Source organism: Primorskyibacter flagellatus (assembly GCF_048268605.1).
GTDB classification, from domain to species: Bacteria; Pseudomonadota; Alphaproteobacteria; order Rhodobacterales; family Rhodobacteraceae; genus Primorskyibacter; species Primorskyibacter flagellatus.
In genome coordinates this window covers 17,707-35,139 of sequence record NZ_JBLWVF010000004.1, presented here as the reverse complement: position 1 = coordinate 35,139, position 17,433 = coordinate 17,707, and the positions used below count along the sequence as shown (strand labels likewise).

Sequence of the window (17,433 nt, the reverse complement as noted above, 5' to 3'; positions counted from 1 at the left end):
TTCCCCGTGTGCTGTGGTTGAATGGGCTCTTTTTTGAAATAAATATAGGTGATCGAAGAAGTCCATTTTTGAAACCGCAGTTGGGAGACATCGACATGACGACCCCGAACCCGACGCGCCGAACCGTCGTTTCCACTGCAGGGGCAGCGCTTCTCATTGGTGCGTCCGGCCTGACCATACCGGCCCGCGCGCAATCCCTTGCACCCACCCCGACAATGCGGGGCGGAGCCAACAATTACCGTCCGGGTGCCCCGGTCGTGGAGAGGATCGGGGGTGGCGGCTTCTGGACCACTGGCACCGTGCGACGCGCGAGCGACGGGGCACCGCTTGCCGGTCGCCGCATTCAGGTCTGGGCCCATACGACCGAAGGTCACGAACGGGACGCACGTTCGCATGGCGCGGTGCTCACGGACGCGGACGGCGTGTTCCGCATCGAGATGCCACAGATCGTGCCTGCCTTCGGTCAGCCCCACGGGCACCTCGCCTACGATACCGATTACGATGACGGCGGCTTCGAGACGGTTTTCCTGCGGCCGGTGATGGCGCGGGCATCGGACACGAGCCTGCATGTAGAGTTCGTGTTGCGCCCGGTCTGATGACTTTGTTGCGCCGCGCTCTCTTATGGGCGGCTCTGGCCTTGGCAATCGCGGCAGCATTGGTCGCGGCGGCGCAAAGTCCGCTTCTGCAATGGCGGGAGCCGGTCTACATCATTGCCGGCTTTTCCGGGATCGTCGGGCTGGCCCTTCTGCTTGTCCAGCCCCTGCTGGTCACCGGCCTGCTTTCGGGAGGGCCGGCCCGGCGCGTGCATATCTGGACCGGAGCGGGGTTGGTTTTAGCGGTTGTTGTCCATGTGGCGGGCCTTTGGATCACCAGTCCGCCCGACGTGGTGGATGTTCTGCTTTTCCGCTCACCGACGCCCTTTTCCATCTGGGGTGCTGTCGCGATGTGGGCCCTCTTCGCAACAGCCATCCTTGCGGCCGCGAGAAAACGGCTGGGACTTCGCATCTGGCGTCTCGGGCACAGCGCGGCAGCGATCGTAATCGTCACAGGAACAGTCGTACACGCCTGGCTTATCCAAGGAACGATGGAAGACGTGACGAAAGGGGCACTCTGCCTGCTCGTCCTGGGGGCAGGAGCATGGACCCTGCGGCGGCGGCGGGTATGGCGAATGCTCCGCTAGCCGATCCAGCGGTCGGTCGCGAGGCAATCGAGCCGCTCGATAGGTGGCATTTCCGCGATGCCTCGGGCTCATCACATCGGCAGGTGTGCGGTCATCTGCACGACATCAAGGGGATTCTTCGGAATCGGGGGCCGCACCAAGGATCGGCTTCGTGACCGGATCATCCTCGCGGAGCCGTGCCGCGACACCCGCCACACTTGGCAATATGACGAGAGCCGACAAGGGCGCAAGAAGATCGAATTGCTGTTCACCGTCCTAAGACATCTTGCCAAAATGGTTCCGAGATGAGGCTGGCGCAGTCCCCAGCCATTGCCCCCCAAAGCCCTGCGTTTGCCTGAAATCACAGAGGTTTGGGAACACTCTGGCCCGCTAAACACAAGATGTTGCGGTGCGCGTTTTTTTCACTGAAATGCATCTGGACAGATCCGGCGGGCTCGCAGGTTCAGTCCGCGGGTACTCGTAGGAACGCCATCGCTTCTTTCGCAAGGTCTGACAGGCCGGCGCCGCCGTCCGCGTAATACTTTGATAGCGTCGTTCGCATTCGCGGCTCCCAGAAATCATTGATATGGGCGGCGACACATTCGGCCTGATCGGTGCCGGGCTGGGTCTTGAAATAGGTGGCGATCTGGTTGACCATCGTGACGAGTTTGTCAGGCTGCATGGCAGGCTCCTGTCTGGATACGCTCGGGATGCGCGTAAATGTCGAAACTGCCGCCGCGCGCGAAGGCGACCAGCGTCAGCCCCGCTCCTTCGGCCAGCCGCAATGCATGGGCAGTAGGTGCCGATACGGCGATCAGCACGGGGCACCCGGCGATGACGGTTTTTTGTACCATCTCGACCGACACGCGCGAGGTCAGCACGATGGCCCCGCTCGCGGGGTCGATCCCGCCGCGCGATAGCGCACCGATGAGTTTGTCCAGCGCATTGTGCCGCCCGACATCCTCGCGCATCAGCACGATATCGCCCTCCGGCCCGACAAAGCCTGCCGCATGGACCGCGCGGGTCTGATCATGCAGCGGCTGATGCGCGCGCAGTGCCTCGCTGGCACCGGCGATGGCCGCCTGACAGAGACGCGTTCTCCCGGCAGGAAGGACAGGAAGGGGGCGGATGGCCTGCTCGAGACTGTCGATCCCGCACAGACCGCAGCCCACCGGCCCGAGCATGCTGCGTCGGCGCCGGCGTACCGCCTCGGCGCGCTCGGACGCCAGCCAGAACCGCGCCTCGATGCCCAACTCATGTGCAACGATTTCGAAGTCGGTCACATCCGCGAGGCCGCCGATGAACCCCTCGGTGAGAGCAAATCCCATGGCGAAATCCTGAATATTATCGGGGCTGGCCATCATCACCGCCGCAGTGGTCCCGTCAAAGACCAGCGCGACGGGCGTCTCTTCGGGCAGGCTGCGCCGTATATCGTGCAGCCCGTCGTGCCGGACGTTGACGCCCGGCACGCTATAGGTGAGGCGCGGCGCGTTCATGGCGCTATTCCGCCGCGGGCAGGATACGGCGCGATTTTGTCGCCTGCGCGTTATACGCCTCCTGCCAGTCGGTCGGCCCGTTGGAATTCGAGACCTGCACCGCCGTCACCTTGTATTCGGGGCAGTTGGTGGCCCAGTCCGAGTAATCGGTGGTGATGACGTTGGCCTGCGTGTCGGGATGGTGGAAGGTCGTGTACACCACCCCCGGCGACATCCGCTCCGAGATCTGCGCCCGCAGCGTTGTCTCGCCCGAGCGGGACGCGAGCTTGATCCATTGCCCGTCCTTGATGCCCCTGACTTCGGCGTCGTGCGGATGAATCTCCAGCAGATCTTCGTGATGCCATTCGCTATTGGCGGTGCGCCGCGTCTGCGCGCCCACGTTATACTGCGACAGGATGCGCCCCGTGGTCAGCAAGAGGGGGAAGCGCGGGCCGGATTTTTCCTCGGTCGCGACATATTCGGTGACGATGAACCGCCCCTTGCCGCGCATGAAGCCATCGACATGCATCAGCGGCGTGCCATCCGGGTGCGCCTCGTTGCAGGGCCACTGGACCGATCCCTTCTCTTCCAGCACGTCATAGGACACGCCGGCGAAGCTGGGGGTGGTCAGCGCGATCTCGTCCATGATCTGGCTGGGATGGGTATAGTGCCAGCCCCCGCCCATGGCATTGGCCAAGAGCTGCGTCACCTCCCAATCGGCATAGCCATTGAGCGGCTTCATCACCTCGCGCACGCGGTTGATGCGCCGTTCGGCATTCGTGAAGGTGCCGTCCTTTTCCAGGAAGGTCGAGCCCGGTAGAAAGACATGCGCATAATTTGCCGTCTCATTGAGGAAAAGGTCATGCACGATGACGCATTCCATCGCAGCAAGGCCGGCGGCGACATGCTTGGTATCCGGGTCGGATTGCAGGATATCCTCGCCCTGGCAGTAAAGCCCCTTGAACGTGCCCTCCACGGCGGCATCCAGCATGTTGGGGATGCGCAGGCCCGGCTCGTTGTCGATCTGAACGCCCCAGACTTCTTGGTAGATATCGCGCACATCGTCATTCTTGACATGGCGATAACCGGGCAGCTCATGCGGGAAAGATCCCATGTCGCAGGACCCTTGCACGTTGTTCTGACCGCGCAGCGGGTTCACGCCCACGCCGCGGCGCCCGACATTGCCGGTCAGCATGGCAAGATTGGCGATGCCGATCACCGTGGTCGACCCTTGGCTGTGTTCGGTCACGCCTAGCCCGTAATAGATCGCGCCATTGCCGCCGGTGGCAAAGAGGCGCGCAGCGGCGCGCAGGTCGGCGGCAGGCACGCCGGTGAGCAATTCGGTCGCTTCGGGACTGTGGCGCGTGTCGCTGATGAATTCGGCATATTCGCTGAACTCCTCCCAGTCGCAGCGCTCGCGTATGAACGACTCATCCATCAGCCCTTCGGTCACGATCACATGGGCGATGGCCGAGACGACGGCAACGTTGGTGCCGGGGCGCAATGGCAGGTGGTGCGATGCCTCGATATGCGCAGAGCGGACCAGATCAATCTTGCGCGGGTCGATCACGATGATCTTGGCACCTTCGCGCAGACGCTTTTTCATCCGACTGGCAAAGACTGGATGCGCGTCGGTCGGGTTGGCCCCGATCAGGATGATGATGTCCGTATCCTCGACCGAGTCGAAATCCTGCGTGCCCGCAGAGGTTCCAAAGGTCTGGCCAAGGCCATAGCCCGTGGGCGAATGGCACACGCGCGCGCAGGTATCGGTGTTGTTGTTGCCAAATACCGCGCGGGTCAGTTTCTGCACCAGATAGGTTTCCTCGTTGGTGCAGCGGCTGGAGGTGATGACGCCGATGGATTTCTTGCCGTACTTGTCCTGAAGCCCGCGCATCCGCTGCGCCGCGAAGGTCAGCGCCTCGTCCCAACTGACCTCCTGCCACGGCTCTTCAATCGAGTCGCGGATCATCGGGTTCAGGATGCGGTCCTTGTGGTTGGCATAGCCATAGGCAAAGCGGCCCTTGACGCAGCTATGCCCGCGATTGGCCTTGCCGTGCCTGTAGGGGACCATGCGCACCAGCTCGTCGCCATTCAGTTCGGCCTTGAACGAACAGCCGACGCCGCAATATGCGCAGGTCGTGATGACCGAACGTTCAGGCGTGCCCAGCTCGATGATCGAGTTTTCTTGCAGTGATGCGGTGGGGCAAGCCTGCACGCAGGCGCCGCAGCTGACGCAATCGGAAGCCATGAAATCATCGCCGGTCATACCCGCCGAAACCCGGCTTTCGAATCCGCGTCCCTCGATGGTCAGCGCGAAGGTCCCCTGCACTTCCTCGCAGGCGCGCACGCAGCGCGAGCAGACGATGCATTTGCTGGGATCATAGGTGAAATAAGGATTGGATTGGTCCTTGGGGATGTATTCGGGGTTCCCCAAATCGCCAGCGCCGGGACGCGCGCGCGCGCGAATGTCGCCAGCCGCCAGCGTGCCGATGCCCAAGGGGTCGTAGTGATTGCGCCCCGACTCAAACCGCTGATCGCGCAGGCCCACAGCGCCAGCCATATCCTGCAATTCGCAGTCGCCATTGGCGCTACAGGTCAGGCAATCCAGCGGATGATCCGAGATATAAAGCTCCATCACGCCCTTGCGGATCTTCTTGGCCTTGGCACCTTGCGTCGTGACGGCCATGCCCTCGGCCACCGGCGTCGTGCAGGACGCGGGCGTGCCGCGGCGACCTTCGATCTCGACCACGCAGAGGCGGCAGGAGCCCCAAGCCTCCAGATTGTCCGACGCGCAGAGCTTGGGCACCTGAATGCCCACCTCGGCAGCCGCGCGCATGACGGATGTGCCCTCTGGCACCGTCACCTCAAACCCGTCGATGGTCAGTGTGACGGGCGCGCCCTGCTTGGCCTTGGTGCCCATGTCACGGTCATCGTGGATGGATGTGGGGATGATGAAGTCTTTCATTCCGCTGCCTCCTTCTGGGTCGCGAAGTCGTCCGGAAAATGATTAAGCGCCGACATGACCGGGAAGGGCGTAAATCCCCCTAGCGCACAGAGCGATCCGTCGGTCATCGTCTCACACAGATCGGTCAGGAGCGGGATCGCGTCAGCATCGCCGCGCGCGATGCGGTCGATCGTCTCGACTCCCCGCACCGATCCGATGCGGCAAGGCGTGCATTTACCGCAAGACTCCACCGCGCAGAATTCCATCGCAAAGCGCGCCATCTTCAACATGTCAACGCTGTCGTCAAAGACGGTCAGACCGGCATGGCCCAGCAGCCCGCCCTTGGCGTCCAGTTCTTCGTAGCCGAGGGGTGCATCGAAATTGGCGACGGGGATATAGGCACCCAGGGGGCCGCCCACCTGCACTGCCTTGACCGGCTGGCCCGAGCGTGTGCCGCCGCCCAGATCGTTGACGACCTCGCCCAGCGTGATGCCGAAGGCGGTCTCGAACAGCCCGCCACGCGCCACGTTGCCCGCAATCTGCAAGGTCACAGTCCCGCGTGAGCGGCCCATGCCGAAATCGGCGTAATGCTGCGCGCCCCGCTCGAAGATCACCGGTATAGTTGCGAGGCTGATGACGTTGTTGACCACCGTGGGCCGACCAAGGAAACCTTCGAGCGCAGGCAGGGGCGGCTTGGCCCGCACGACGCCGCGCTTGCCTTCGAGCGAGTTGAGCAAGGATGTTTCCTCGCCGCAGACATAGGCACCGGCACCCACGCGCACCTCCATGTCAAAGCTGCGGTTTGAGCCGAGAATATCCTCGCCCAGCGCGCCCTTGGCGCGCGCGATCCGGATCGCCTCGTTCATCACGGCAATCGCATCGGGATATTCCGAACGCAGATAGACATAGCCCTTGGTCGCGCCGACGCCGAGACCCGCGATCACCATGCCCTCGATCAGGGTGAAGGGATCGCCCTCCATGATCATGCGGTCGGCAAAGGTGCCGCTGTCGCCCTCGTCGGCGTTGCAAACGATGTATTTCTGCGGTGCCTCAGCCTCCATCACCGTTTTCCACTTGATCCCGGTGGGAAAGCCCGCACCCCCCCGCCCGCGCAGCCCGCTGTCGGTGACTTCGGCGACGATCTCGGCACTGCTCAGATCAATCGCGCGGCGCAGGCCGGCCAGGCCGCCATGCTTCTCGTAATCGGCCAGGTCAAGCGGATCGATCACGCCGCAGCGGGCAAAGGTCAGGCGCGTCTGGCGCGCGAAGAAGGGGATATTTTCGACCGGACCATGCCCGTCGAGCGTTCCGTCCAGCAGCGCTGTCACATCTTTGGGCGTTACAGGGCCGAACGCCTCGCGACCGTTGCCGCGGTCGATCTCCACCAGCGGCTCCAGCCAGATCATGCCGCGCGTACCGGTGCGGATGATCGTGACATCCAGATCGCGCGCCTCCGCCTCGCTGCGAACGGCTTCGGCCACGTCATCCGCGCCGAGCGCCTTGGCCGCACTGTCCATTGGGATATAGAACCTCATGCACCCGCCTCCGTCAGGATCCGCGCCATCCGGGCAGCATCCAGCCGGCCCACGACCTTGTCATCGACCATCGCGGCGGGGCCGCAGGCGCACATGCCGAGGCAATAGACCGGCTCGACCGTCAAGGCGCCGTTCGGCGTAGTCGCGTGCCAGTCGAGGCCCAGCTTGGCCAAAGTCTCTTCGGCCAGCGCATCGCCGCCGACGGCCTGACACGCCTCGGCACGGCAGATCTTGACGACATGGTGCCCGGCGGGCCGTTCACGGAAATCGTGGTAAAACGAGACGACCCCATGCACCTCGGCTTTTGTCATGTTCAGCAGATGTGCGATCCGCGCGATCGCGGCGGTGGGGATGTAACCGAATTCCGCCTGAAGCGCGTGCAGCATTGGCAGAAGCGGCCCCTCGCGGTGTGTGTGCTCGGCGAGGATCGCGTCGATTTCGGCATCGGTCGGGATGGACGTAGTCTGTGGCATGGCTGACCTTTTGGCTATGTTGCCTCAAGGGTAAATGCCGCATTATCACGGAATCAATATGGATATCCCGTCAAGTGATCGATAACTTCAATCACGCTGCTCCGCCAGTTGTGCCGCTTCCTTCAGAAGCGCTTGCAGCGTAGGGGTGTGCGGCTCTCGATATGGGGCGACCAAGCCAACCGAAGGATGCCGGATATTGCCCGATAGCGGCACCAGTTTCAGTGCCTTGCCTGCCGCGAGGAAGGTGGCGATATCGGCGGGCAGGATGGTCAGCCAGTCGCCGCGCTCGACATTGGCGACCAGCACGACCGCCGAATCGGACTCGATCCAGGCATCGGGCGTCACGCCCGCATCACGGAAATGGCCGTTGATGATGCGCCGGTTCTGGTTTTCAGGCGTCAAGAGCGCCAGTCTCTCGCCCTCCAATTCCTTCCAACCGACCGACTCTCGGCCGTACCATTGCGATGCCTCATTACAGACAAGCATATAGCGCTCGCGATACAGCGGCTCGGTACTCAGCCTGCCCGTCGGCTCATTGTCCAGATAGGTGATGCCCGCATCGACATCCAAATTCTCGATCATGGACAGGATTTCAATGGATGTGCGCGACAAAAGCGTGAGCCGCACATTAGGGTTTTTCTCGCTGAACCGCGCCGAGAGCTGCGCGGCCCAGGTGAGGGCCGTCGGGATGACCGCGACGCGCAACTGGCCCGACAGGCCATTCCTGGTGAATCGCATCTCCTCGCGCAGCTGGCGCGCATCGCTGACGATCCGTCGCGCCCATTCCAGCGCGCTGTGCCCCTCGGGCGTCAGCCCGCCGAATTTCGAGCCACGAAAGACAAGTTTGACTCCAAGCCGATCCTCTAGATTCTTGATCCCCGTGGACAAGGTTGGCTGCGTGATGCCAAGTTCGTCGGCGGCCTTGCCAAAATGCTTCGCCTTGGCAAGAGCAATGAACATTTCGAGCTTATCGAGCATGGAGCACTCTTTTCAGGACTGGGGCGGACTCGGCACCATCGGCATGGGGCGGACTGCAAAAGCCCCTCGACGCCCCAGGCTGGGCCACACTGGGAATGGTGCCCGCCTTTATCCCTGTGGTCCGACAGACTGACAACCGTAAAGTTGATCGGCCCAAACGGACATTTTGGCCGGCACCAAAAACTGGATAATGCCCGTCGGGGGTGCGGTCCCATCATCACAGACGGCTTTGCGATACGTGGGGGGCCAGTGGGGTGGAACGACAGAAACTTGGTGCGCAGAGCTATTCATGGTAAACTCAACAGGTTTTTCCGGCCACGACTCCTAATATCGGGGGCCTGATGTTCCGAGCATTTAAAGCAGACATTTCCGACAAGCAGCCCGAAAGGCGGCTCAACGTCTTCGTTTGCTATGCGCGGGTCGAAACGAAGATCGCCGACGACATCGTCGCATACCTTGAATCCCATGACTTCGACGTCCGAATAGACCGTCGCGACCTGCCCTACGGCGAAAAATGGTGGGGCGAAATCGCCGAGATGATCCATGCCTGCGACACGGTGGTCTGGCTGGTAAGCGCGGCCTCCATAGAATCGAAATGGTGTCTGCGGGAACTTGGCGAAGCAGAGCGCCGCGGCAAGCGGCTTTTGCCTGTGCGGATAGTCGAAGTCCCGCCGGAGGGCATGCCCCCCTCCATTGGTGAGTTTCACGTTCTGCCCGCAGAGGGCCGGTTTTCGCTCAGTTCGCATGGCGAAACTCTGCTTGCCGCGCTGCGGGCCAACCAGGCCTGGTTGAAGGAACTCACGCGGTTGCAGGACAGGGCGAAGGAATGGCGGCAACGAAACAGGTCTTCCGCCGTTCTGCTGCGGGGAACATCCCTTCGCGCGGCCGAAGCCTGGCGTGATGCCGCAGGAGGCCAAGATGTGGCACCGACGGCGGAAACCCTTGACTACATTCTTGAAAGCCGCCGCGCATCGACCCGACGACTTACGGTCTTCGCGACGGTAGCCGGGGTGATCGGCGCGGCGGCGATCATCCTCTCGCTTTCCCTGCAACTTGCCAGATCGCGCGCCGACGAGCAGACCGAGATCGCGAAGTTGCAGCGCGATGCCAGCCGCGCGCAATTTGCTGCTACGCAGGATCCCGCCGCAGGTTTGGCGCTTGCCGTCGATGTCAGTGCACGCGCGGAGGCCATCTATGCCCCCGATCCACCACCGGCAGAGATCCGCTCGGTGCTGCCGTCGGTTGCGGATGCGGCACGTGAGATGCCGCGTCTTCGTGGCCAGTTCGACGGTCAATATGCCAACGTCGTAAAACTGCATCCCGATCCGGACGGAGAAGACCGGCTGTTGATCGTCATGACCGAGATGGTCCTCATGACGGATTTCGACGGTCGGCCGCTTGCACCGCCGCTGAATGCGAACGGCCCCTCTGGTGTCGCCTTCGCCAACGACGCCCGCTGGATAAAGCGCGCGAAGGAGGACTTGGTTGTGGTCGGCAGCGGCAGCCTTCAGGGTGCCGACCGTAAGGCTCTTGGGATCGGGGTGAGCCTCTTCGATTCCGATGGTCGGCTCATGGGGCAGGCGCTGACGGACCACCCCCATCCGATCATGGCGGTTCTCCCGCTCGATGCGCAGGGCACCATTCTGGCGGGGGACTCGCAGGGCAACCTCTATCTGGTTGATACCGCCGATTTCAGCCATCGCCGGGTTCTTGAGGGGTCCGGCCGCGCCGTCACTGATATTGCGCGGGAAGGCAATGATTGGTCTTACACGGTTGCGGTCGCATTCGGCGATACGGTCGATACGCGACAACTTCTGGTGCCCGAGCGTGTTGGACGCACACCGCGGTCGGAGGAGGGTGTCGCAAGATCCGTGACGGCCGCGCTTGGCGACAGCCGTCTCGAGGTTGGCCTTGTCGGCTGGGAACCGGGCGACGGGGTGTCCTGCGTCATTCCGACGACGAGATCCGAGGCAGGCCGGACAGACGCCTTTCTCGTATGCGATCAGGACGGACCGCCGGAATTTGTGCCGTCGACGATCTTCGATGGCGCAGGAACCTTTGGCAAAGTCAGGCCGGTCGCCGTCGCATCCGGCGTGACAGCCGCCACGGCTTGTCGGCACGGGAACCTGCTGGCAGTCGGCGACGGTGCGGGGTCGATCCACGTCTTCCAGTCCGACGGCGTTCGCGTCACTGCCCGGCTCCGTCATGGGACCGGGCCTGTTGCGGCGCTCGCGTTCACCCCCGATTGTGCCATCCTGATGAGTGCGACGATTCAGGGCAGTGACATCAGGCGCTGGGACCTTGCGGATGTCGCGGATCTGGGCAGCCGTCTTTACGATGCATTCGAAACCGTCGTCGAAATGCAAGCCACCGATGGCGGCGAACGTCTGCTGGCCCTCTATGGCAACTGGGGGCCCACCGCGCATGTCGAGATCTTCGATCATGAGGACGTCGCGTATACCAGCCTTTATCGGCACGCGATGGACGTGGACCGCGACATGCCTCTTTCTGCCGCGCTTTCACCTGACGGGACCCATTTCGCGTTCTCGGCCAATGGCCGCGTCACGGTCATGACGGTCACGGGGCAAACCCTCTGGTCAGCAGGTTTTGCGGCGGAAAGCCTTGCCTTTTCCGCGGACGGTCAAACCTTGCTGGGAACGGGTGCGACAGGCACGACGCTTTGGCCGCTCGTATCCGGTGCAGGCGAGGACGCGCGGAAAGCACGGACGCTTCGGGAAGACCAGGTCGGGCCCGGAGCAACCGCCCTGCAATTGCCCCAGGAGGCACGCGAATTTGCCGCCTTCGCGCTTGCCGACGGCAATCTGACCCTGAGCTTTCACGACGAAACGGGAGCATTGATCGGTCGCACCAAACCGTTAACGCTGCGCGGTGCAAGCTATGACGCAAGCGCCATCCAGGACGCAGCGCTTGCCGCACAGGTCTCTGCGCTCTTCCGCTCTCAGCTCGTATCGTTGCGCTGGGATGCTGCGAACAGATCATTCCTTGCCATCGTCAGCGCGCAGCAATTCGCAAGCACCGGGTCGCAACAGCGCGGGTCGCGGATCTTCCGCATCGACCCGGAAACGTTCGAGGTGTCACCTGTGCATGAGATCCGCATGGACGGGCTGGGCCTCGAAGACCGCCGGGTTGTCGCTGCAACCGACGTGGTGGCGGGCGCCATCGGTTTGGTTCTGCAACGCGGTAGTGGAGCCACGCCGGGCACTGTGCTTCAGATCGTCGAGACCGACAACTTCCGGCAGCTGACCCAGTTTGCGGTTCCGATGGACGGCTCGTCGGCGACCACTCCCATCATGGCTTGGAGCGCGCCGGACGGCAGCTTTCACGTCGGGCTTGATTCAGGTACGGTCATCGACCGTTCGTTCCGTCCGCAGGCCTTGCGCGAAGTCGCAACCGGTCGGCTGCAATTGATGGCGCGCGAGGCCGAATACGACAGGCTTCTGGTCGAGGCGTCGGCGCTGCGAAACAGCGGCGATACCGCAGGGGCGATTGAAGCGAGTAGGCGCGCCACGGAACTCCTTCCGCATGTCTCTATACCTTGGCTCAACATCGGCAACTGGTCGTGTCACCCGCCGACCGGACGCGGCGATTGCGATGCCGCCGACACCGCCTTTTCCAGCGCCATCGATGCCGTGCCCCTTCAGCCGCTGGCGCATCTTCAACGCGGAAAGCTGCGCTTCTTCAGGGGCACCTACGAGGCGGCGCTGGCGGATTTTGAAATCGCGTCCCGGATCCAGACTGGGCTTCCGACAATCGAGGCCGGCAGGGCGTCGCTGGGCGGCTGGGAACAATTCGCCGACATGATCAGAGGGCTGCACGCCGGAATGATCAACGAGCCCAAGGCGTTCAGGGCCTACGCCCTGTCGCATCTGGAACGCTGGGCGGAGGCGGAAACAGCCTACCAGGAGCTCGCGCAGATTGGCACGCCAAGCTTGCGCGACAGGGAATACCGGGCCCGAGCGCTCTATGAACTCGGGCGATCTTCGGAGGCGCTGTCGGAAACCCGCGCGCTCCTCGCCGCGCTGTCCGACGGCGCACCCTATTCCAAGCTGGAAGAGTTCGCCGACAAGCTGAAGCAGGATGCCGACAGGAACCGTTTCGCCTGCGAGGTCGTGCAGCAAGGGCTGCGGTTCGCTAGCGAGGCGTCGGCCCCCAGACAGGACGTGGTTGCTCTGGTCGATATCGGCTTGGACGCCTGTTCCGCTATCGTCCGAGATGACCCTGAAGATGCCGATGCCGCCCGTTTGGCCTTGGTAGCCCTGCGCGATGCGGCGCAGCGTTTCAACTATCCAGTGGCCTTGGACGAAACGCTCTTGGACTCGCCGGGCGAGGTTTTAGACCGTCTGATCGCCGAACAGGACCGCGAGGCCCTCGCGGAATTTCGCGAGGCATATTCTCGGCATCCGGTGTCTGCCAAGGCTGGGCTGGCGCTGGCACGGCTGAGAGCCGTCGGCGGGAACAACGACGCGGTTGGACGCGACATCGCAGGGGTCTGGCTGAACGACGCCGGAAAGCCCAAGCTGGAAATTATGGTGGACGAAAAAGGTTTGCAGCTTTGGACGAACGCGGACCCGGACCACCCGTTCGCTGAGATCGGTCAGGTCGTCGCCCGGACCCGCCAAACCGAACAGGGATCGGACTGGCCGTTCATGGGGGAACATATCTGGATCGGCGAGAGCAAAACGACATGGGGGGCTGAAGGTGCCCTTGTTGCCGCGATAATCGACGATTCAACGCTTTTCTATGCCTATCTTGACAGCAAGTTCAAAGCCGGATGGACGCTGAAGAAGAGCAATGGCGCTTGGCAGTCAACTATTCGCCGGAGCGGCCGATAATTTCAACGAGGTGCTTTGCTTTAATCGTCGATAAAACTCCCAAGCAGAACTACGGGAAACACCCATCTCTTCCGCCGCAGCCGAAAACTGCGCCCCCCCGTCGTGGCCAGTTGGATCCAACTCTCCTTCACCCGCGAGAAGAAGCATGAGGCCGCGACCACCCGAAAACAGTTTTGGACACATGTTAGCGCATGTCATCGCAATATTACGCCAGCGTCAACTTGCCCTTGCGTCATGTGACCCGTAGATAGCCCTCAGCCCGCGCCTTCCGCGTGCGGCCACGCCCTCTCCGGCGACACGCAATAACCTGAGGAATCCTCACCTTGCTCGACCAGATCGCGCTGCGCGCCGAACTCGCCGATCATTATGATCTCGCCCCCTCCCCGGACCTCGCCGCCGAGATGTCCGGGATCTATGCCCGCATGGAGCGCGTCATGTCTCCGCCCGACTGGGCGATCTTCGCGCCCTATGTCGCTGCGATCAGGAAGCTGAAGGCCGAGCGGAACGCGGTGATCCTGGCCCACAACTACATGACGCCCGAAATCTATCACGGGATCGCGGACGTGGTGGGCGACAGCCTGCAACTGGCGATCGAGGCCACCAAGGTCGAAGCGGATGTGATCGTCCAGTGCGGCGTGCATTTCATGGCCGAGACCTCAAAGATGCTGAACCCGGCCAAGACCGTGCTGATCCCCGACATGGCCGCAGGCTGTTCACTGGCCGAAAGCATCACCGCCGCGGGGATCGCCGAGATGCGCGCGAAATATCCCGGCGCGCCAGTGGTCACCTATGTGAACACCACGGCCGAGGTGAAGGCGGCCTCTGACATCTGCTGTACCTCGTCCAATGCCGTCCAGATCGTCCGCGCAATGGAGAGCGACACGGTCATCATGACCCCGGACAAGTATCTGGCGCAGAACATCGCAAGCCAAGTGCCGGAGAAGCAGATCGTCTGGTGGGAAGGATCGTGCATCGTGCATGAGCAGTACACCGCGAAGGACCTGCGCGAGTTCCGCGACTGGAACCCCGGCACCCGCATCATCGCCCACCCCGAATGCCCGCCCGACGTGGTCGCCGAGGCCGATTTCTCGGGCTCGACCAGCGGGATCATCGACTATGTCACGACCGAGCGGCCCGAGAAGGCGATGCTCGTGACGGAATGCTCGATGGCCTCGAATATCTCGGACGCGCTGCCGGATGTCGATTTCGTCGGGCCCTGCAACATGTGCCCCTACATGAAGAAGATCACGCTTGAGAAGGTGCTCTGGTCGCTGCACACGATGGAAGGCGCGGTCGAGGTCGACCCCGCGGTGGCCGTCAAGGCCCGTGTCGCCGTGCAGCGGATGATCGACCTATCGGCGCGCCTGAACGGTTAGGCCCATGGCAGTGATCGACACGCCCCGCGCCATCATCGTCGGGGCCGGGCTGGCGGCGCAATATGCTGCGCTGCGGCTGGCCCCGCATCCGGTCCTGATGATTTCGCCCGAACCCCTCGGCTCCGGGGCGTCGTCGGCCTGGGCGCAGGGCGGCGTTGCGGCGGCGATGGACCCCTCCGACAGCGCCGAGGCGCATGCCCGCGATACCGTGCGAGCAGGGGCGGGGACCGTGGACGTGCAGGTTGCAGAGGCCGTCACGGCCGAGGCGCGGGCGCATATCCTCGACCTGACCGGGCTGGGCACACCCTTTGACCGGACCGCGGACGGCGGCTACGTCCTGTCGCGCGAGGCGGCGCACAGCTTTGCCCGTGTCGTGCGCGTGCGCGGCGATCAGGCGGGGTCCGAGATCATGCAGGCACTGACCGCGCAGGTCCGCGCCGCGCCGCATGTGCAGGTGCTGGAAGGCGTGATGGCCACCGGGTTGGTGATCGAGGGCGGCCGCGTGTGCGGGGCCCGGGTCGCGCGCTGCGCCGACGGCCTGACGCAATCGGTCGCTCTGCGCGGTGCGGCGGTGCTGCTGGCGGGCGGCGGGTCGGGCAGTCTGTTTTCGCAGACGACCAATCCGCCGCGCATCTGCGGTCAGGTGCTGGGCATGGCGGCGCGGGCCGGGGCGGTCATCTCCGATGCGGAGTTTGTGCAGTTCCATCCAACGGCCATCGCCAATGGCTTGGACCCAGCGCCGCTGGCGACCGAGGCGCTGCGCGGCGAAGGCGCGACGCTGATCAACAGCCGGGGCGAACGGTTCATGCTGGCGGCACATCCGGATGCCGAGCTGGCACCGCGCGACATCGTTGCCCGCGCGGTCTTTGCCCAGACGCAGGCCGGTCTTGCCCCGGCGCTGGACACGCGGGCGGCCCTTGGCGCGCGGATCCTGACCGAGTTTCCGGCCGTGGCCGCAGCCTGCCGGGCCTCGGGCCTCGATCCGGTGGCGCAGCCGATCCCGGTCGCCGCCGCCGCGCATTACCACATGGGCGGCATCGCGACGGATGCCGGGGGGGCGAGCACCCTGCCCGGCCTCTGGGCCTGCGGCGAGGTTGCCTCGACCGGGCTGCATGGCGCGAACCGGCTGGCCTCGAACGGGCTGCTCGAGGCGCTGGTCTACGGGCGGCGCTGTGCGGATGCGATTGCCAAGGGGCTGGGCGCGGGTGATGCCGCGCCGGTCGAGCTGCCCGATCTTGCCCCGGCCCAAGCACCCGATCCGGCGCTGGTCGCCCGGCTGCGGCAAGCGATGACCGACGGGGCGGGCGTGATCCGCACCGGCGCGGGCTTGCGACGCACGCTGGACACGATCGCCACGATCGCGGCGGCGCAGCCCGACTGTGACGCCCTGCTGAACATGACCGCAACCGCCACGCTGATCGCCGCCGCCGCGCTGGCCCGGAAAGAGAGCCGGGGCGCGCATTTCCGCTCGGACCATCCCGATGTGCAGGGCGCGACCGGCGAGAGATCCTTCTTCACCCTCGCGCAGGCGCAGGAGATCCGCGCCCAGGCCCGAAAGGAACCCGCATGACTGCCGCCCCCTTGCCCGACCTGATCCTGGAACCCCTGGTCCGCGCCGCATTGCTTGAGGATCTGGGCACCTATGGCGACATCACGACCCGCACGGTCATCCCGGCAACGACGCGCTACACCGCACGGATGAACGCGCGCGAGGCGGGGGTCGTCTCGGGGCTTCAGGTGGCAGCGCTGGCCTTCCGGCTGGTCGACCCGGCGCTGGCTGTCACGGCGCACAAGGGGGACGGGGACGAGATCCGGCCCGGTGACCTGCTGATGGAGATCGAGGGAGCGGCGGCGTCAATCCTCTCGGGTGAACGGGTCGCGCTGAACTTTGCCGGGCGACTGTCTGGCATCGCGACGATGACGGCGGCCTTCGTAGCGCAGACCTCGGGGACCGAGACGCGTGTGACCTGCACCCGAAAGACGACGCCCGGCCTGCGGCTGGTCGAGAAGCAGGCGGTGCTGCATGGCGGCGGGTTCAACCACCGTTTCTCATTGTCGGATGCGATCCTGATCAAGGACAATCACATCGCAGCGGCGGGCGGCATCCGGCCGGTTCTGCGCGCGGTCAAGGCGCAGGCCTCGCACATGATCCGCTGCGAGATCGAGGTCGACCGGCTGGACCAGCTGGCCGAGGTGCTGGACGAGGGCGGAGCCGACGTCGTACTGCTGGACAACATGGACACCCCGACCCTGCGCAAGGCGGTTGCGCTGGCGGCCGGGCGCGTGGTTCTGGAGGCCTCGGGCAACATGAGGCTGGACCGGATCGCCGAGGTCGCAGCGACGGGTGTCGACTACATCTCTTCCGGGGCGCTGACGCATTCGGCGCAGACGCTGGATCTGGGGTTGGACTTCTGAGAGGGTGGGAAATTACTATGTTGCGCCGCAAATCGTAATAAATTGCGATGCACGCGCAAATACTGACCGGCGTTGGTGATGGTCTTCGCGGCGCGATGCGCCCGGCCATTTCGACGGCGTGGCGACCGTGGTGACCAAGCTACTGCTGCAAGCTGATGCGGTCCAAGCCTTCTTTTGCGAAAAGCACCTCCAGAAAATTCTGGTGGTTCACCGTCTGGCCGAAGT

12 protein-coding genes and 1 pseudogene are annotated in these 17,433 nt (G+C 63.9%); 7 read left to right on the top strand and 6 right to left on the bottom strand.

Annotation, left to right across the window (positions count from 1 at the left end; genetic code table 11):
• Window positions 1-95 precede the first annotated feature (95 nt).
• Together ACN0WV_RS06495 and ACN0WV_RS06490 are read left to right on the top strand one after the other, a co-directional pair.
• A complete protein-coding gene (locus ACN0WV_RS06495; protein ID WP_417604476.1) occupies window positions 96-596 on the top strand; it encodes a twin-arginine translocation pathway signal in 501 nt (166 codons plus the stop codon).
• On the top strand, window positions 596-1,180 hold the full coding sequence (locus ACN0WV_RS06490; RefSeq protein ID WP_417604474.1) for a ferric reductase-like transmembrane domain-containing protein: 585 nt from the start codon (window positions 596-598) through the stop codon (window positions 1,178-1,180). Before ACN0WV_RS06495 ends, ACN0WV_RS06490 begins: the two co-directional genes overlap by 1 nt.
• 442 nt (window positions 1,181-1,622) lie before the next feature.
• On the opposite strand, the gene ACN0WV_RS06485 is transcribed toward ACN0WV_RS06490, so the two are convergent.
• The 6 genes from ACN0WV_RS06485 to ACN0WV_RS06460 form a co-directional block, all read right to left on the bottom strand.
• Window positions 1,623-1,841, bottom strand: coding sequence for a formate dehydrogenase subunit delta (locus tag ACN0WV_RS06485; RefSeq protein WP_417604472.1), 219 nt, complete (start codon window positions 1,839-1,841; stop codon window positions 1,623-1,625).
• A complete protein-coding gene (gene fdhD / locus ACN0WV_RS06480; RefSeq protein ID WP_417604470.1) occupies window positions 1,831-2,655 on the bottom strand; it encodes a formate dehydrogenase accessory sulfurtransferase FdhD in 825 nt (274 codons plus the stop codon). Before fdhD ends, ACN0WV_RS06485 begins: the two co-directional genes overlap by 11 nt.
• A gap of 4 nt (window positions 2,656-2,659) precedes the next feature.
• Window positions 2,660-5,599, bottom strand: coding sequence for a formate dehydrogenase subunit alpha (gene fdhF, locus ACN0WV_RS06475; protein WP_417604469.1), 2,940 nt, complete (start codon window positions 5,597-5,599; stop codon window positions 2,660-2,662).
• On the bottom strand, window positions 5,596-7,113 hold the full coding sequence (locus ACN0WV_RS06470) for a formate dehydrogenase beta subunit (protein ID WP_417604467.1): 1,518 nt from the start codon (window positions 7,111-7,113) through the stop codon (window positions 5,596-5,598). The genes fdhF and ACN0WV_RS06470 overlap by 4 nt, the downstream gene beginning before the upstream one ends.
• Window positions 7,110-7,586, bottom strand: coding sequence for a formate dehydrogenase subunit gamma (locus tag ACN0WV_RS06465; protein ID WP_417604465.1), 477 nt, complete (start codon window positions 7,584-7,586; stop codon window positions 7,110-7,112). Before ACN0WV_RS06465 ends, ACN0WV_RS06470 begins: the two co-directional genes overlap by 4 nt.
• Window positions 7,587-7,673: 87 nt before the next feature.
• On the bottom strand, window positions 7,674-8,564 hold the full coding sequence (locus ACN0WV_RS06460; RefSeq protein WP_417604463.1) for a LysR family transcriptional regulator: 891 nt from the start codon (window positions 8,562-8,564) through the stop codon (window positions 7,674-7,676).
• Between the two features lie 341 nt (window positions 8,565-8,905).
• On the opposite strand from ACN0WV_RS06460, the gene ACN0WV_RS06455 reads away from it, so the two are divergent.
• The 5 genes and pseudogenes from ACN0WV_RS06455 to ACN0WV_RS06435 form a co-directional block, all read left to right on the top strand.
• Window positions 8,906-13,417, top strand: a complete 4,512-nt coding sequence (locus ACN0WV_RS06455; protein WP_417604461.1) for a TIR domain-containing protein — start codon at window positions 8,906-8,908, stop codon at window positions 13,415-13,417.
• Window positions 13,418-13,740: 323 nt separating this feature from the next.
• A complete protein-coding gene (nadA, locus tag ACN0WV_RS06450; protein WP_417604460.1) occupies window positions 13,741-14,793 on the top strand; it encodes a quinolinate synthase NadA in 1,053 nt (350 codons plus the stop codon).
• Between the two features lie 4 nt (window positions 14,794-14,797).
• Window positions 14,798-16,363 (top strand): L-aspartate oxidase, encoded by a 1,566-nt coding sequence (locus ACN0WV_RS06445; RefSeq protein WP_417604458.1) that lies wholly within the window; start codon window positions 14,798-14,800, stop codon window positions 16,361-16,363.
• On the top strand, window positions 16,360-17,208 hold the full coding sequence (gene nadC, locus ACN0WV_RS06440; protein ID WP_417604456.1) for a carboxylating nicotinate-nucleotide diphosphorylase: 849 nt from the start codon (window positions 16,360-16,362) through the stop codon (window positions 17,206-17,208). Before ACN0WV_RS06445 ends, nadC begins: the two co-directional genes overlap by 4 nt.
• A 100-nt stretch (window positions 17,209-17,308) precedes the next feature.
• A pseudogene (locus ACN0WV_RS06435) lies at window positions 17,309-17,428 on the top strand (pantoate--beta-alanine ligase); the annotation flags it as partial.
• Window positions 17,429-17,433: the final 5 nt, after the last annotated feature.

Excerpts from the sequence above, each read along its gene's own strand:
- ACN0WV_RS06495 (WP_417604476.1), top strand. The coding sequence starts at position 96 with ATGACGACCCCGAACCCGACGCGCCGAACCGTCGTTTCCACTGCAGGG.
- ACN0WV_RS06490 (WP_417604474.1), top strand. The coding sequence starts at position 596 with ATGACTTTGTTGCGCCGCGCTCTCTTATGGGCGGCTCTGGCCTTGGCA.
- ACN0WV_RS06485 (WP_417604472.1), bottom strand. The coding sequence starts at position 1,841 with ATGCAGCCTGACAAACTCGTCACGATGGTCAACCAGATCGCCACCTAT.
- fdhD (WP_417604470.1), bottom strand. The coding sequence starts at position 2,655 with ATGAACGCGCCGCGCCTCACCTATAGCGTGCCGGGCGTCAACGTCCGG.
- fdhF (WP_417604469.1), bottom strand. The coding sequence starts at position 5,599 with ATGAAAGACTTCATCATCCCCACATCCATCCACGATGACCGTGACATG.
- ACN0WV_RS06470 (WP_417604467.1), bottom strand. The coding sequence starts at position 7,113 with ATGAGGTTCTATATCCCAATGGACAGTGCGGCCAAGGCGCTCGGCGCG.
- ACN0WV_RS06465 (WP_417604465.1), bottom strand. The coding sequence starts at position 7,586 with ATGCCACAGACTACGTCCATCCCGACCGATGCCGAAATCGACGCGATC.
- ACN0WV_RS06460 (WP_417604463.1), bottom strand. The coding sequence starts at position 8,564 with ATGCTCGATAAGCTCGAAATGTTCATTGCTCTTGCCAAGGCGAAGCAT.
- ACN0WV_RS06455 (WP_417604461.1), top strand. The coding sequence starts at position 8,906 with ATGTTCCGAGCATTTAAAGCAGACATTTCCGACAAGCAGCCCGAAAGG.
- ACN0WV_RS06445 (WP_417604458.1), top strand. The coding sequence starts at position 14,798 with ATGGCAGTGATCGACACGCCCCGCGCCATCATCGTCGGGGCCGGGCTG.
- nadC (WP_417604456.1), top strand. The coding sequence starts at position 16,360 with ATGACTGCCGCCCCCTTGCCCGACCTGATCCTGGAACCCCTGGTCCGC.